At 72.7% G+C, this 14298-nt stretch carries 15 protein-coding genes; 6 read left to right on the forward strand and 9 right to left on the reverse strand.

The window, feature by feature from the left end; genetic code table 11:
* Nucleotides 1–71 precede the first annotated feature (71 nt).
* Together LQU92_RS06735 and LQU92_RS06740 are read left to right on the forward strand one after the other, a co-directional pair.
* Nucleotides 72–1001, forward strand: a complete 930-nt coding sequence (locus LQU92_RS06735) for an ornithine cyclodeaminase family protein (RefSeq protein WP_230779198.1) — start codon at nucleotides 72–74, stop codon at nucleotides 999–1001.
* 42 nt (nucleotides 1002–1043) lie between these two features.
* Nucleotides 1044–2057 carry a bile acid:sodium symporter gene (locus tag LQU92_RS06740; protein WP_230779201.1) on the forward strand — a complete coding sequence of 338 codons (1014 nt, stop codon included), beginning with the start codon at nucleotides 1044–1046 and terminating at the stop codon, nucleotides 2055–2057.
* A gap of 89 nt (nucleotides 2058–2146) precedes the next feature.
* Here LQU92_RS06740 and LQU92_RS06745 read toward each other — a convergent pair whose 3' ends face one another.
* Nucleotides 2147–3142: a 1-phosphofructokinase family hexose kinase gene (locus LQU92_RS06745; RefSeq protein ID WP_308071594.1), complete on the reverse strand. Its 996-nt coding sequence runs from the start codon at nucleotides 3140–3142 to the stop codon at nucleotides 2147–2149.
* Nucleotides 3143–3179: 37 nt separating this feature from the next.
* Nucleotides 3180–3638, reverse strand: a complete 459-nt coding sequence (locus LQU92_RS06750) for a universal stress protein (protein WP_230779207.1) — start codon at nucleotides 3636–3638, stop codon at nucleotides 3180–3182.
* 191 nt (nucleotides 3639–3829) lie between these two features.
* On the opposite strand from LQU92_RS06750, the gene LQU92_RS06755 reads away from it, so the two are divergent.
* Nucleotides 3830–4435: a heme-binding protein gene (locus tag LQU92_RS06755; RefSeq protein WP_230779210.1), complete on the forward strand. Its 606-nt coding sequence runs from the start codon at nucleotides 3830–3832 to the stop codon at nucleotides 4433–4435.
* Nucleotides 4436–4501: 66 nt separating this feature from the next.
* Here the strand turns inward: LQU92_RS06755 and LQU92_RS06760 are convergent, their stop codons facing one another.
* The gene (locus tag LQU92_RS06760) at nucleotides 4502–4957 is read right to left on the reverse strand and encodes a universal stress protein (RefSeq protein WP_230779213.1); all 456 of its coding nucleotides are present in this window, start codon (nucleotides 4955–4957) and stop codon (nucleotides 4502–4504) included.
* Between the two features lie 652 nt (nucleotides 4958–5609).
* Here LQU92_RS06760 and LQU92_RS06765 point away from each other — a divergent pair.
* Nucleotides 5610–6098 (forward strand): FBP domain-containing protein, encoded by a 489-nt coding sequence (locus tag LQU92_RS06765; RefSeq protein WP_230779215.1) that lies wholly within the window; start codon nucleotides 5610–5612, stop codon nucleotides 6096–6098.
* A 56-nt stretch (nucleotides 6099–6154) separates the two neighbouring features.
* Here the strand turns inward: LQU92_RS06765 and LQU92_RS06770 are convergent, their stop codons facing one another.
* Complete coding sequence (locus LQU92_RS06770; RefSeq protein WP_230779218.1) at nucleotides 6155–6601, reverse strand: hypothetical protein; 447 nt, start codon at nucleotides 6599–6601, stop codon at nucleotides 6155–6157.
* A gap of 435 nt (nucleotides 6602–7036) precedes the next feature.
* On the opposite strand from LQU92_RS06770, the gene LQU92_RS06775 reads away from it, so the two are divergent.
* Nucleotides 7037–7450, forward strand: coding sequence for a hypothetical protein (locus LQU92_RS06775; RefSeq protein WP_230779221.1), 414 nt, complete (start codon nucleotides 7037–7039; stop codon nucleotides 7448–7450).
* Here LQU92_RS06775 and LQU92_RS15255 read toward each other — a convergent pair.
* The 3 genes from LQU92_RS15255 to LQU92_RS06790 form a co-directional block, all read right to left on the reverse strand.
* Nucleotides 7442–8983, reverse strand: coding sequence for an alpha/beta fold hydrolase (locus LQU92_RS15255; protein ID WP_230779224.1), 1542 nt, complete (start codon nucleotides 8981–8983; stop codon nucleotides 7442–7444). The two genes, LQU92_RS06775 and LQU92_RS15255, sit on opposite strands and share 9 nt — an antisense overlap.
* 33 nt (nucleotides 8984–9016) lie before the next feature.
* A complete protein-coding gene (locus LQU92_RS06785) occupies nucleotides 9017–9424 on the reverse strand; it encodes a hypothetical protein (RefSeq protein WP_230779227.1) in 408 nt (135 codons plus the stop codon).
* Between the two features lie 66 nt (nucleotides 9425–9490).
* Complete coding sequence (locus LQU92_RS06790) at nucleotides 9491–10123, reverse strand: nucleotidyltransferase domain-containing protein (RefSeq protein ID WP_230779230.1); 633 nt, start codon at nucleotides 10121–10123, stop codon at nucleotides 9491–9493.
* 195 nt (nucleotides 10124–10318) lie between these two features.
* On the opposite strand from LQU92_RS06790, the gene LQU92_RS06795 reads away from it, so the two are divergent.
* The gene (locus LQU92_RS06795; RefSeq protein WP_230779232.1) at nucleotides 10319–11545 is read left to right on the forward strand and encodes a VCBS repeat-containing protein; all 1227 of its coding nucleotides are present in this window, start codon (nucleotides 10319–10321) and stop codon (nucleotides 11543–11545) included.
* Nucleotides 11546–11678: 133 nt separating this feature from the next.
* Here the strand turns inward: LQU92_RS06795 and LQU92_RS06800 are convergent, their stop codons facing one another.
* Together LQU92_RS06800 and LQU92_RS15375 are read right to left on the reverse strand one after the other, a co-directional pair.
* On the reverse strand, nucleotides 11679–13322 hold the full coding sequence (locus LQU92_RS06800) for a polysaccharide biosynthesis tyrosine autokinase (protein ID WP_230779235.1): 1644 nt from the start codon (nucleotides 13320–13322) through the stop codon (nucleotides 11679–11681).
* Nucleotides 13323–13711: 389 nt separating this feature from the next.
* The gene (locus tag LQU92_RS15375; RefSeq protein ID WP_374229666.1) at nucleotides 13712–14296 is read right to left on the reverse strand and encodes a polysaccharide pyruvyl transferase family protein; all 585 of its coding nucleotides are present in this window, start codon (nucleotides 14294–14296) and stop codon (nucleotides 13712–13714) included.
* Nucleotides 14297–14298: the final 2 nt, after the last annotated feature.

The raw sequence follows: 14298 nt of genomic DNA on the forward strand, positions 1-14298 counted from the left end.
CCCCGCCTCGTGCAGGCCGGGGAGGCCCTCGCGGACAGGGCCGGCTCGACGCAGACCACGGAGGCCGCCCCATGACCGACGTCCAGCCCACCTGGTACACCGCCGCGCAGGTCACCGAGCGGGTCCCGGCCGACCGCGCCCGGCGGCTGCTGGAGAAGGCACTGCTCGAGGGCTTCGACCCCGCGGCGGACCCCGGCCGGATCAGCACGCCGGCCGGCACCGGGCACCTGCTCCTGATGCCCTCGACCATCTCGGCGTGGACCGGGGTCAAGGTCGCCTCCGTGGCCCCGGGCAATCCGGACCGGGGCCTGCCCCGCATCCAGGCGGTCTACGTCCTGATGGACACCGAGACCCTGACCGTCCGTGCCCTGCTGGAGGGCTCGGCCCTCACCGTCCTGCGCACCCCGGCCGTCTCGGCCGTGGCCGCCGACGCCCTCGCCCCGCCCGGCCCCGCCCACCTGGTGGTCTTCGGCACGGGCCCGCAGGCGGTCGGCCACGTCCGGGCGCTCGCCGCGATCCGCGAGCTCGCCCGCGTCATGGTCGTCGGGCGCCGCCCCGAGAGGGTCCGGGCCGTCCTCGCGGAGCTCGCCGACCTGGACACCGAGCTCGCGGCGGGCACGGCCGAGGACGTGGCCGGGGCCGACATCGTGGTGTGCGCGACCTCGGCGGCCGAGCCGCTCTTCGACGGGTCCCTGGTCCGGGACGGCGCGTGCGTCGTGGCGATGGGCTCGCACGAGGCCGACCGGCGCGAGCTGGACGCCGGGCTCGTGGGCCGGTCTTTGGTAGTGGTCGAGGACGTGGCGACCGCGCTGCGGGAGGCCGGCGACGTCGTCCTGGCCGTCGCGGAGGGAACCCTCGAGGAGAGCGCCCCGGTGCCGCTGCGGCAGGTGGTCACCGGGGCGGTGGCCCGCCGGGAGGACGCCCCCAACGTGTTCAAGGGCGTGGGGATGTCCTGGCAGGACTTGGCCGTTGCCGTGGGGGTCGTGGACCCGCAGGCCTGAGGCCCCGCACCGGGCCCGCGCGGCGGGCCGTAGGGTGGACGGGTGAGCAGCACAGCGGTCGCGTGGCTGGAGCGGCACCAGGTCGGGCTGTACCTGGCTGCCATCGTCGCCGGGCTCGCCGCCGGGTGGTGGATCCCCGGGGCCGGCGCCCTCGAGGCGGCGATCACCCCGGTGCTGGGGCTGCTGCTGTTCGCCACGTTCCTGGCCGTGCCGTTCACGGCGATCGGCCGGGCCTTCGCCGACCTGCGCTTCCTGGCCACGGTGCTCGTGCTGAACTTCGTGCTCGTGCCCGTCGTCGTCCTCGTCCTGTCCCGGTTCGTGGCGGGGGAGGAGGCGCTGCTGCTGGGGGTGCTGCTCGTGCTGCTGACCCCGTGCGTGGATTACGTCATCGTCTTCTGCGGGCTGGCCGGGGGTACGGCCGACCGGCTGCTGGCCGCGGCACCGCTGCTGATGCTCGCCCAGATGCTCCTGCTGCCCGCGTACCTGTGGGCCTTCGCCGGGGCGGAGACGGTCGGGCTCGTGGAGCTCGCCCCGTTCGCCGAGGCGTTCGTGGTGCTCATCCTGCTGCCGCTGGCCGCGGCCGCCGCCGTGCAGTGGGCCGCCCCGCGCGCGGCCGCGGCCCGGGTGGTCGAGTCGTCCACGGCCGCGGCGATGGTGCCGCTGATGGTCGCGACCCTGTTCACCGTGATCGCCTCGCAGGTGCGCGGGGTGGGGGAGCAGCTCGGCACCCTGGTGGCCGTGGTGCCCCTGTACGTCGCGTTCCTGGTGCTCATGGTCCCCATCGGGCTGCTCACCGCCCGCGCCGCCCGCCTGGACGTGCGCTCCTCGCGGGCGCTGGTGTTCACCGGCGCCACCCGCAACTCCCTCGTCGTCCTGCCCCTGGCGCTGGCCCTCCCGGAGGCCCTGGCCCTGACCCCGCTGGTGGTCGTCACCCAGACGCTGGTGGAGCTGGTCGGGATGATCGTCCTCGTCCGGCTCGTCCCGCGGCTGCTTCCTGAGCGGGTGCGGGACACCACGCGGGGGCGTCCGATCTCGGACGGGTTCCGGCGGCGGTAGGCGGACGCCCTCGCCGGTGCACGCGGCCGGCGCGAGCAGACCGGTGAGCGTGCCGGCCGTCGCCCGTGCCTGCCGGAGCCGCGCCGGGGCTATCGCCCGGCCGTCTCCAGGAGTTCGTGCTCGAGGCGCTCGACGTCGGCCCGGTGGCACAGCTCGGTCGCCGGGGTCATCGCGGTCGCGCTGCCGGCGGCCACGGCGGCGCGCAGGGCCGCCGCGGGGGAACGACCCTGGGAGAGCCGCAGGACGAAGGCCCCGAGGAAGCTGTCGCCGGCGCCCACGGTGCTGACCACCCGCACCGGCGGCACCGCCAGGCGCTCGACGCCCGACCGGGACGCGAGCACGGCGCCCGCCTCCCCGAGGGTCAGGGCGACGTGCTCGGCGGAGCCGTCGGCGACCAGGGCGGCGGCCGCCTCGACCTGGCGGGCCTCCGAGTCGAGGGTCGCGCCGACGTGGGCCTCGAGCTCGCGCCGGCTGGGCTTGACGAGGAAGACCCCCTCGGCGAGCGCCGCCGCCAGCGCGGGACCGGAGGCGTCCACGACGCACCGCGCCCCGTGCTCCCGGGCCGTGCGGGCGATCCGGGCGTAGAAGTCCTCCGGGACCCCCGGCGGGAGGCTGCCGCTGGCGACGACGAAGCCGCCCGCGGGAACCGTTTCGGTCACCGCCTCCAGGCACGACTGCCACTCCTCCGTGGCGAGCTCGGGGCCCTGCAGCACGAAGCGGAACTGCCGGCCGGTCGAGGTCTCGTCGACCGTGACGTTCTCGCGGGTCTCCCCGCGGATCGGCACGACCACGGTGGGCACGCGCTCGGCCTCGAGCAGCCGGCGGTAGGCCTCCCCGGCGGCACCGCCCGCGGTGTGCAGGGCCAGGGCGCTCCCGCCCAGGCGGCGCACCACCCGGGCGACGTTCACGCCCCCGCCCCCGGGGTCGAGCCGGCTCGGGCCGCAGCGCAGCTTGTGGCCGCTGACCACCTGCTCGGTCGAGGTGCTCAGGTCCAGGGCCGGGTTCACCGTGACGGTCAGGATGGGGCCGACCCTCCCGGCCCGGGTGGCCGACCCGCTTCCCGGGTCCGTCGTCGGGCGGCTCACCGGGCCGGCCCGGGGCCGGGGGCGCGCCGGCGGGCGGTCACGACCGGACCACCAGCACCGGGCAGTGGGCGTGGGAGACCACCGCGGAGCTGACCGAGCCCAGCAGCCGTCCCATGACCCCGCCGTGCCCGCGGGATCCGACGACCAGCATCCGGGCGCCCTCGCTGGCCTCGATGAGGGCCTCGGCGGCACGGCCGTGGTGCAGCCGGGTGCGCAGGGTCATCGGGCGGTCCTCGCCGAAGACGTCCTCGAGGGCGCCCTCGAGCATCCGCTCGGCGGTGGCGCGGAAGGCCTCGGGGGTCAGCTGCTCCGGGATCCGGCCCTCGTAGACCGCGTACTCGCTGAGGTCGCGCCAGCACGTGACCGCCTCCAGCGGCAGGTTCAGCGCCTCGGCCAGGGCCGCGGCCTCCCGCAGCGCCCGCTTCGAGTGCTCGGAGCCGTCCACCCCCACGACGACGCGGTCGCCGCCGGCGGTGCTGTCGGTGTGCTCGGTCATGGTCGGTCCTTCCACCCGTGCGGCGGTCCCGTGCCGGGACCCGGTCCCGCCGGCGGTTCCCCCTCGCCGGTGGGCCCGGTTCCACGGTAGGCACCCGCCGCCGGTGCCGTAAGGGGCCGTGCCCGCCGGACGGTTCATGACGTGCGGCGCCGCCTCTTCCGGGCAGCGGCGGCACGGCGTACGGTGCCGTCATGGTCGAGCAGCAGCCGTACTCGACGGTGCGCCGGTACCCCGCCTTCGAGCTGCGGCACTACCCGGAGCACGTGCTCGCGGAGGTCGAGGTCGGAGGGTCCTTCGAGCGGGCGGGCAACAGCGCCTTCGACGCCCTGTTCCGCTACATCAGCGACAACAACCGGGAGCGCCGGGAGATCGCGATGACCGCCCCGGTCGTCCAGGAGCAGGGTGGGTCGCGGAAGATCGCCATGACCGCCCCCGTGTGGCAGCGCTCCGTCTCCGGCGGGGAGGTGGAGACGGCCGACGCCCACGTCGTCGCCTTCGTCCTGCCCGCCTCCCTCACGGCCGCGACCGCACCGGTGCCCGCCGACCCGGCCGTGCGGATCCGGGTTGAGCCGGCGGCCCACGCCGCCGTGCTGCGCTACCGCGGCCGGTGGACCCGTCGCTCCTACGAGCGGCACCGCCGGCGCCTCGAACAGGAAGCGCGGGCGGCCGGCCTCGTGCCGGCCGGAGCGGCCCGCTTCGCGCGATTCAACCCGCCCTTCACCCCGCCGTTCCTGCGCCGCAACGAGGTGGTCCTGCCCGTCGCCGACCCCGGCCCGGAGACGCCGGCGCGGCCCTGAGCGCGGCCGCCGCGGCCGGTCGGCGGCCGCCGGTCGGGAGGCCGCACAGGACCATGGGACCTCCGGTCAGCGGTGGACCACCAGCACCGGGCAGGAGGCGTGGGAGACCACGGCGGAGCTGACCGACCCGAGGAGCATCCCCACGACGCCCCCGTGGCCGCGGGAGCCGACGACGAGCATCCGCGCCCCCTCACTCGCCTTGATGAGGGCCTCAGCGGGACGCCCGTGCCACAGCCGGACCCGCAGGCCCTGTGGGCGGTCCTCCCCGAAGACGTCCTCCAGCACGTCCTGGACCATCTTCTGGCTGCCGGTGCGCACGTCCTCCGGGTCCAGGGAGGGGATGTAGCCGTAGGCGCCCGCGGCGAGCGTCACGTCCTGCCAGCACGTGACGACCTCCAGCGGCAGGTCCAGGGCCTCGGCCAGGCGCGCGGCCTCCCGCAGCGCGTGCTTGGCGTGCTCGGAGCCGTCCACGCCCACGACGATGCGCTCGCCGTCGGAAACGCTTTCGGAGTGCTCGCTCATGGTCCGTCCTTCCGCCTGTGGGTCGGCCCCGCGCCGGGACCGGGTCCCGCCGGCGGCCTCGTCCGGGCCGGCGGTCCCGGTCCCACCGTAGGCCTGCGGTGCGGGAGCCGTCAGGGGACGACGGCGAACGCGCCGGTCATGACGCCCGGGGCCGTCCGTGCCGCCCCGGCTGCGGACGGAGGGGGCGTAGGATGCTCCGCATGGGCGAACAGGTGCGAGCGGCGCGAACGGCGATGCTCCCTGTCCCCGTCAGTGGCGCTGCGAGGATCCAGGAGGACGCCGGCGGTTTCCCCGCCGGCCGCAGATAGCCGTCGCCGACCGGATCCCCGGCCGGCACCGCCCCGGAACCGCACCGCGCTGAGCGCCGCGACGCCGTCGTCCTGCACCAGGAGAACCCGTCACCGGGCTGCGCGCTGAACGATCCGGTGCGGGCCGAGATCCTGCTGATCCGTGCCCGAGGCGCCTGCCCGTCCCCGGAATTCGTTCCGGGCGACCGCCGAGCGCCTCCTCGCCACCGACCCTTCGCGCGGCTGCTGCCGCCGAACCCTCCTGTGCTCCCGCTCCGGGCTTCCCAGCCGTGCCGGCGACGGTCCGGCCGACGCCGCGCCGCCCGCGGGCGGGGAGCCGCCCAGAACATCCGAAGGACTTCTCCATGCTTCCGCTGACCGACCAGCAGATCCGTTCCAGCTTCCTCAACTGCTCCCGCAAGGACGCCGCCCGCCTGCCACTGCCGCCCGGCCTCGACACGCTCGACTGGGACCGGCTGGACTACCTGGGCTGGCGCGACCCGCAGTCCCCGCGGCGCGGCTACGCCGTGGTCCCCACCGAGGACGGACCGAAGGGCATCGTCGTGCAGACCGCCGCACGCGCGGGCACGGGCAAGCAGGCGCTGTGCGCCTGGTGCCAGGACGTGCGCCTGCCCCACCCCGTGGTCCTCTGGGTGGCCAGGCGCGCCGGCGCCGCCGGGCGCGCGGGCTCCACGGTGGGCACGCTGATCTGCGAGGACTTCCAGTGCTCGGCCAACGTCCGCAAGCGCCCGCCCATGCCGTACAAGGGCTTCGACATGGACGCCCACGTCGAGGGCCTCATCGAAGGCCTGCGTGAGCGCTCCCGCGGCTTCCTGGCCTCGGTGGACCGCTGAACGACCGCGGGGCCCGGACACGGAGTCTCGTGTCCAGGCCCCGCAGGCGCAGCGGTTCAGGAGTCGCAGGTGCTCCTGTAGTGGTTGGCCCGCACCTCCGAGTTCGAGGAGTGGGAGACCGAGTGGTACCGGCACTCCCCGTCCGGGGTGGTGACGGTGCCCTTCTCGACGATGTGGAAGACCTGTCCCCACGGGATGTCCCAGGCGGTGATCTCCTTCTTGCTGAACCTCTGCTCCCGGACCAGCTCGCCGTCCACGGTCGTGGTGTGGACGCCCTCGTACTTGTCCTTGTTCAGCCCGCGTCCCGCCGGGTTGGCGTGGCCGCTGCGGGTGCCGGTGGCGGCGTGGCAGTACTGCGTGGCCCCGATGCTGTTGCAGCTGACGGTGTCGTAGGACTCCGAGGAGGCGTACGGCAGGGCCGCGGAGGCCGAGCTCATGCTTGCGAACAGGAGCGCCCCCGCGCCGAGTGCGCCGAGAGCTGCGTGCGTGAACTTCGTGGTCATCGATCCCCCTGGATGGTCGGCACAGGTCTGTCCTGCGCCCGGGCGGGACCCCCGACGGCGCCGGAGCCGTCGGATCGGCCGGCCGTCGACCGGCGTTGCGCCCCGACCGATCCTCCGGAGGGCGTTCACGAAAGTCAAAGACGGCGGCATGTGCCGTCCCACAAGCGTCGATACGGCCTCCAGCAGCGATGAGGGCGCCTGCGCTGTCCCCCGGCCGGGCGACGACGCCGGGCCCGGCCTCGGCACTGACCGGCGTGGGTGCGCCCGCGAGGCACCGTGTCAGGGAACCTGGTGCGCGGCGCCGGCCTCCTCGTCATGATGGCCGCCGTCGTGGAGCCGGCCTGCCCGCCCGTGCTGGAATGGGCGGCCCCGGCGGTCGACGGTGCGGGGGAGCGGTGTCGTCACGGAACGACATCCCGGCGTGGAGGAGCGGCCATGGACGGCATGTCAGATCGAACGACCCGGTGCCGAGCCTGGGGCTGGGCCACCCGGGCGGTTGGGGTCTACTTCGCCGGCTCGGCCGTGCTCAACGCCGTGTACACCGTGCGCCGGGCCACTGACCTCGTGGCCTGGTTCCGCGACGGCGCGTGGCTGCCGCCCTACCGGAGAATGCTGGACGCGCTCGTGCCGGTGGCCCGGCCGCTCGTGCTGGCCACGGTGGCGTTCGAGGCCGTCGTCGGCTGGCACCTGCTGCGCGGGCGCCGGGTGAACGGGGCCCTGCGCTGGGCGCAGGCGTGGGTACTGGGTCTGTGCCCGGCGCTGCCGTGGCCCTACTGGGTGCCCAATGCCCTCTCCGCGCCGCTCTTCGAGCTCGTCCGCCGGGGGGTGCTCCGCTCCGGCTCAGCCTGAGCCGCCCGTGCGCGGCAGGACGGTGCTCACCAGGAACTCGTGGAAGCGGCCGGGCTCGTCGAAGTGCGGGGTGTGGCCGGAGCGGTCGAAAGCCACCCACTCCTTGACCGGCGCCTCGAGCTGGTCGAACCACTCGCGGGCGAGGTCGGCCCGCCCGGGGGACTCGTGGGCGCCCTCCACCACGAACACCGGGACCTCCAACGCGGGGACGTCGCGGCGGAAGTCCGCGGCCTGCAGCTGCGGGTAGAGCACCGCGAACGTGTCGAGGATCCCGCCCATGCCGCGGACCTGCTCGGTGAGCGTGTACTCCGGCACGAACAGGGACGCCGGATACTCGCTCGCGAGGTCGTAGTCCTCCCCGTGCGGGAAATCCCGGTACTCCGGGTTGGCCGAGAGCGCGTCGGGGTAGGCGAGCACGTCCTCGTAGGGCGGGGGGCCGTTGGCGCGCAGCCGCGCGGCGAGATTCTCGGTCCCGGTCCGCTCCGCCCAGGCCAGGGACTCGGCGTACATCCGCCGGTCGGTCTCCTGCTGGTCCACCATCTGCCCGGCGCCGACGTACGCGTGGTACTTCTCCGGTGCCCGCTGCACCGCCAGCACCCCGAGGGTCGAGCCCCAGGAGCTGCCCACCAGGTAGATCCGCTCCTGCCCGAAGCGCTCGCGCAGGTGGTCGGTGACGGCCAGGGTGTCCGTCACCATCTGCTCGACCGTCAGCGTGGCGGTGGGCTCCAGCACCGAGAGGGACTTGCCGGTGCCGCGCTGGTCCCACACCGCCACCGTGAAGTCCTCCTCGAGGGATTCCCCGGCCATTCGCATCCGGCCGATGCCCGTGCCGCCGGGCCCGCCCTCGAGGTAGAGCAGCACCGGGTTGTCGGCGTCGGCCCCGCGCAGCATCAGCGCCTGCTCGTGCCCGCCGACTTCCACCGTGGTCAGCTCGGCCACGCTGCCCGGCAGCGGCTCGCCGTCGGGCCCGGCGATCGGGGCCGTGGTGGCCGGGCGCAGCAGCCCGGCGGCGAGGACCAGGACCAGCGCGGCCGCGACCACGGCACCGGCGAACCGCAGCCACCCGCCGGCCGAGAGCCTGTGCCCAGGGGCGTCCCGGACGGTCCGCCGTGCGACGATCCGGCCCCACACCACGCCCACGGCCAGCGGCACGTACATCACCACCGTGTCGAAGCCCTGGCCCGCCAGCAGGGCGATGACCCCGTAGACGCTTCCCAGGTGGATCCCGTCCACGGTCGGCCCGCTCGCCGGCACCCGGGCCAGCTCGAACGTCGCCGCGAAGACCGCCGGGGCGAGCAGCACCCACCACCGCGAGGCCGTCCGCAGCCCCACCAGCAGACCCAGGGCCGCGCACACCAGCAGCACCGTCACCGACTGCGCCGTCGTCACCGGCCCCCGGGGCAGCACCACCCCGGTGACCAGCCCGGCGGCGGCCACGACGACCAGGACGACGACGGCGCCCCGCCGTCGCCCCCGCCACCACCGGCCCGCCCCGGCTCGGGAACGGGTGGGGACGTCGTGGACCGTGCTCACGGCCGGCTCCGGTGCGCCCGCAGGAGCGACGCGTCAGCCGGGCGCATCGAGGTGGTCCGCGACCCACGCGTGGACGGCCGGCACGAGCGCGGCCGCGAGCACCGCGGCGCTGCCGAGCAGGTGCAGCCAGAGGTTGATCTGCACGCCCATGTCGCCCAGCCCCACCTCGAGGCGGCGCTGGGCGAGCGCGAACGGGACGACGGCGAGGATCCCCACCACCCCCGACACCACCGCGGCCGTGTCCCACCAGGCGTGCTGCTTGTACACCGCCCACGCGGTGACCGAGAACCCGGCGATCGCCAGGTACGCCAGGACGTTGGTGGCGGTCCACAGCCGGCCGGCCGGGGGAGGGGTGCGCCCGGCCATCACGGACGTCATCCACCAGAAGGTCGTGCCGAACAGAAACAGGCCGATGGCCGTCAGGCCACGAAAGCTCCACATCGCGACTCCTCGGACTCCGGAACTCCATGGTGAGCGCAGGACAACCGTGGCAGAAGACGGTGACGGTCAGGATTCGTTGTATGTCGCCTCAGCAGCCGCCGCGGTGCGGAGGCGGTGGGAGAGCCACTGCTCGTTCCCGAAGACGTGCACGCCGTCGCGGAGGACCGAGTCGAAGATCGGCGCCGGCTCGACCTCGGACGCCTCGTAGACCATCGGGCGGACGTCGTTGCCCGTCAGCCGGTAGGCCTCCACGGCGAGGTCACCGACCGCCTCGAAGACTTCGTCCGAAGCCCCGTCCGGGACGACGACGAGCAGATCGATGTCGGAGTCCGGGCGCATGTCACCGCGCGCCGCCGACCCGAACAGCACGACCTGCAGAGGTGGGGTGCTCCAGCGGGAGATGCGGTCGGCCAGGAACCGGACGAACTGCTCCTTGGCCGCCGAGGCCGAGAGGACGAGGCCGGCCATCAGGTGATCCGTGTTGAGTGCATATTCGACGCGGTTGCCACGACGGGAGGACTCGACGACGCCTCCCTCCTCGAGCCGTTCCAGGCAACGCCGGACCCCTGAGACCGAGGCCTCGACACCGTGCTCGCGCACGAGCGCGCCGGGAGTGCAGCGGGACCCCTCAGCCAGCGCCAGCAGGATGTCGGCCTCGAGCGTGGGGCAGATGGCGCGCAGCGGGTTCTGCAGCTGCATGGTCCACCTCCTCAACGCGCACTATTGTACGCGTTCCACGGGTGGATCGGTGTGGGAGGCCCCACATCACGTGCGCATTGTTCCGTGTGTCCTCGTGGCCCGAACGGTCTTATTCGGTCGCACACCCACAAGGCCCCGAACCACGGAGCACAATGCCGTGTGACCAGGGGGTTCACCGCAACACGGGGGTCTGTCATGACGTGTTCACCGCAGTCGAAGCTCATCACGGGGGCGGTTGCGGCCGCGCTCGCGGTGGCTGGCCTGGGGGCGGCGGCACCCGCGCACGCGGCCGCGCAGCCGTACTTCACCTACGCGCAGGGGTGGCGGGTCGACCAGCACGAGCGGGAGCTGGCCGATATCGACGGGGACGGACGGGCGGACGTCGTCGGCTTCGGGGACCCCGGGACGTTCGTCGCCCACGGCCGGGCCGACGGCACGCTCGCCCCGCCGGTGCTCGCGATCCACAACTACGGCACCGGCCAGGGGTGGTCGGAGAGCGAGCGGACCACCGGGGACGTCAACGGGGGCGGCCGCGACGACCTCATCGGCTTCGGCTCCAAGGGTGTGCAGGTCTCCTACGCCCGGGCCGACGGCTCCTTCACCCCGGCCGCGCAGGCGATCGACGACTTCGGCTGGGTCCAGGGCTGGACGCCCGAGCGCACGCCCCGGCACGTGGCCGACGTCAACGGCGACGGCATCGAGGACGTCGTCGGCTTCGGCTACGGGGGCGTGCGGGTGGCCTACGGCCGGACGAACAACTCGTTCACCCCGGCGGTCCTCGCGCTCCGCGACTTCGGCACCGCCCAGGGGTGGCGGACCGACCAGCACCCGCGGGAGGTTGTCGACGTCAACGACGACGGCGTCGCCGACGTGGTCGGGTTCGGCGCCGGCGGCGTGTGGATGTCCTACGGGCGGGCCGACGGCACGTTCACCGCACCCGCACTGGAGGTCCGCGACTTCGGGGTCGCCCAGGGGTGGCGGGTCGACCGGCACCCGCGCACGGTGGGGGACGTCAGCGGGGACGGGCGGGCCGACGTCGTCGGCTTCGGCGACCGGGGCGTGGTCGTGGCGCGCTCCATCCCCACGCTGCCGCGCAACATCAACTTCTACCCCTCGCGCCTGGAGGCCGCCGACTTCGGGGTGGCCCAGGGGTGGCGGGTCGACCGGCACCCGCGGCACCTGGCGGACGTCACCGGGGACGGGATCCAGGACGTGGTCGGCTTCGCGAACGCCGGCACGTGGGCGGCCTTCGGCGGGGAGGAGAACCTCCAGAGCCCGGGGCAGTACAACGGCGAGTTCGGCTGGGACGCCGGCTGGACCCCGGAGCGCTACCCCCGCCTGCTCGGCGATGTGAACGGTGACGGCCACGAGGACATCGTGGGCTTCGGCCACTCCCTGACGAGCGTGCGACTGTCCCCGTGACGCCGGGGCTCCGGGGGTGCCGATCCCGGGCGCCGACCGCAGCGTCCGCTCGGTCTCCGGAGGCGGAGCACGAACAGCGCCAGGGGCGCCCTCCCGAGTGGAGGGCGCCCCTGGCGGAGCGGTGCGGAAACGGTCAGGCCCGGTGCGTGCCCTTGCCCGGGCGCTGCCACGCGGCGAGGTCGAAGCGCTCGGCCTCGTCGGCCGGCAGGTCGGAGACCGCCGGGTCGGCGGGGGACTCGGTATCCAGAACGGCGGTGGAGCCGGTGTCCGGCGCGGCGGCAGCAGGAGCAGCGGTGCCGGCGGCCGGGATCTCCTTCGCCGGCCGGAGGGGCGCCTCGGGGGCGTCCTCCCCGGAGTCGTCGGAGGCGTAGTAGGACTTCCCGTAGTAGCCGTAGAAGCCGGCGTCGGCCCCGGTCGTCGGCACGTGGTTGAGCACCACGCCCAGCACGCGGCCGCGCACCTGCTCGATGTTGCCCAGCGCCTTGCCGAGCTCGTCCACCGTGGTGCCCTGGGCCGTGGCGACCACGAGGGCGCCGTCGGCGGAGGCGGTGAGCAGGGCGGCGTCGGTGACGGGCAGCAGCGGGGGAGCGTCGACGAGCACGAAGGCGTCCTCGGCGAGCCCGGCCAGCATGGTGCGCATCGCCTGGGAGGCGAGCAGCTCGGTGGGGTTGGGCGGGGTGCGCCCGGCGCCGAGCACCTGCAGGTTCGGGAACTTGTCGTAGACCTGCAGGACGTCGTCGACCTCGGCCTCGCCGACGAGCACGTCGGTGATGCCCACGCCGGGGACCAGCCCGAACAGCTCGGTCATCACGGGGCGGCGGAGGTCGCCGTCCACGACCACGACGTCCCGGCCGGTCGAGGCGATCGCCACCGCGAGGTTCGCGGTGATCGAGGACTTGCCCTCACCGGGCATCGACGAGGTGACGACGACGACGCGCGGCGGCGCGTCCACCGACACGAAGCTGAGGTTGGTGCGCAGCTCGCGCAGCGCCTCGGAGAACGCGTGGTGGCCGCGGCCGCCGGACGTGCCGGTCTCGATGATCTCGCGGTGGTCGGCGAGCCGGTCGTCCTCGGGGATGATGCCCAGCACCGGGGTGCCGAAGGTCTCGCGGACCTCCTCGACGGAGCGGATGCGGCGGTCCATCTTCCAGCGGGCGAACGCGTAGAGCAACCCGAGGCCGAGCCCGCCCACGAGCCCGAGGGCCAGGTTGAGCTTCGTGTTGGGGGAGGAGGGGGCCAGCGGCAGCGAGGCGTTGCTCAGCGGCTGGACGGCCACGCGGTTGATCGCGTCCTCGTCGTCGCCCCCGGTCTCCAGCTCCTGGACCTGCTCGGCCAGGGCCACGACCCACGCGTTGGCGAGGTCCGCCGACTCGGTCGGGTCCAGTGCCTCGGTGGTCACCCGGATCTCGGTGGTGTCCAAAGGAACGTTGGCGGTGACACGTTGCAGTACCTGCTCGGGCGTGGCGTCGAGACCGAGCTCGTCGACGACAGCTTCGGCCACGGGCCGGGACGTCGCCAGCGACTCGTAGGAGACGGCCTTGGACTGGGCGAGGTTCTCGCCCGCCAGCGCGCTGGCCAGGTCCTGCTCGCCCACGGTCACGACGAGCCCGGAGGCGGTCGCCGAGTAGACCTTCGGCTGCAGCAGCGTCCAGCCCAGGGCCAGCAGGGTGGACAGCAGCGTGATGAGCGTGATGCCGCGCCAGTGGTTCCGCACCAGCCGGAGCAGGTCCCTCGCGTCGAGCGCGGGGGCCTGCCGCTCCGCGTCAGTGTGCTCCATCATTCTCCTAAAAAATTAGCCGGTCATCTCTTCGGATCCGCAGTCCATCTGAGGGCGGGGGACTAGCGACTGAGCACGGTGTCACCGACTCTGGTCACGCCAGCCCCCCAAGCTTATATGAACTTCGATCAACTGCTCCAGAGACATGCGTCCAGTCCCCGGGGCGTGGCAAGTGACGAGTCCGCAAAACCTACGGAATAACTCTAATTATCATCTGGACACATTGTAGAAAGGCGGCGGGTGTCTAAAAAGCTAATTTTGAAATGGAGTCTCGAAGTGTCTCGACCCTGTTCGGAAAAGACTAAGTGCAAGAATTCGTAAGAGAATGTGCAGTATTAGAACTTACAAATACTCACGACTCTCCCAAAAGATACGCGCCGATTCAAGACTTATCGGCCTCCGCCCCACAAATCCCAGGGAAAAGCGCTAACAATTGATTCCAATGGTAGGCTACAGGGTGGGTCTACAGGAGACATGCTAAAGGCTTCCCGCAAGGAGCTGGCAAAGTCTGGCATTTTCCGACCGGTGCCTTCGTAGTAATCCCTGTATTTGAATGGAGGCTCTGATAGAGATGAGACCGGAATGGTTGGGATGCCCAGTGCGTCCGCTAACACCAAGGCGTGCAGGGAACTGGCTATGATTAATTCACTTGCTGCTATGGACCGGATGCAGTGCCAAACATCGGAGGTTGGGTTGAGTACATTGGCGGATCGGGCACCCCCAAACCACGTCTTGTAGTCATTGAGGTTAGGAATTAACAAATATTGTGAATTCTTTACGCTAGCCCAGGACGCAACTTCTGGAAAAAGGCGGGGTATTAGAAGCCCGGGATCGCCAAAAATCGAAGGCGTCGACACCCCGTGTTGACGAAGAAAATTAGCAGTCAGAGGACCGCGAACGCTTCGTATGTCTAAGCGGTCTATACGATTTTTAGGCGGTAGAAACTTTCCATTGACTCCGGTTCCCCAAATTATGT

Origin of the sequence: Kocuria sp. LUK (assembly GCF_021012935.1) — a bacterium.
Lineage (GTDB): Bacteria > Actinomycetota > Actinomycetes > Actinomycetales > Micrococcaceae > Kocuria > Kocuria flava.

What these genes read in the sequence shown, in the direction of transcription:
- LQU92_RS06735 (WP_230779198.1), top strand. Translation starts at nt 72, where the DNA reads ATGACCGACGTCCAGCCCACCTGGTACACCGCCGCGCAGGTCACCGAG.
- LQU92_RS06750 (WP_230779207.1), bottom strand. Translation starts at nt 3,638, where the DNA reads ATGACCGAGCACACCGACAGCACCGCCGGCGGCGACCGCGTCGTCGTG.
- LQU92_RS06755 (WP_230779210.1), top strand. Translation starts at nt 3,830, where the DNA reads ATGGTCGAGCAGCAGCCGTACTCGACGGTGCGCCGGTACCCCGCCTTC.
- LQU92_RS06760 (WP_230779213.1), bottom strand. Translation starts at nt 4,957, where the DNA reads ATGAGCGAGCACTCCGAAAGCGTTTCCGACGGCGAGCGCATCGTCGTG.
- LQU92_RS06765 (WP_230779215.1), top strand. Translation starts at nt 5,610, where the DNA reads ATGCTTCCGCTGACCGACCAGCAGATCCGTTCCAGCTTCCTCAACTGC.
- LQU92_RS06770 (WP_230779218.1), bottom strand. Translation starts at nt 6,601, where the DNA reads ATGACCACGAAGTTCACGCACGCAGCTCTCGGCGCACTCGGCGCGGGG.
- LQU92_RS06775 (WP_230779221.1), top strand. Translation starts at nt 7,037, where the DNA reads ATGGACGGCATGTCAGATCGAACGACCCGGTGCCGAGCCTGGGGCTGG.
- LQU92_RS06785 (WP_230779227.1), bottom strand. Translation starts at nt 9,424, where the DNA reads ATGTGGAGCTTTCGTGGCCTGACGGCCATCGGCCTGTTTCTGTTCGGC.
- LQU92_RS06790 (WP_230779230.1), bottom strand. Translation starts at nt 10,123, where the DNA reads ATGCAGCTGCAGAACCCGCTGCGCGCCATCTGCCCCACGCTCGAGGCC.
- LQU92_RS06795 (WP_230779232.1), top strand. Translation starts at nt 10,319, where the DNA reads ATGACGTGTTCACCGCAGTCGAAGCTCATCACGGGGGCGGTTGCGGCC.
- LQU92_RS06800 (WP_230779235.1), bottom strand. Translation starts at nt 13,322, where the DNA reads ATGGAGCACACTGACGCGGAGCGGCAGGCCCCCGCGCTCGACGCGAGG.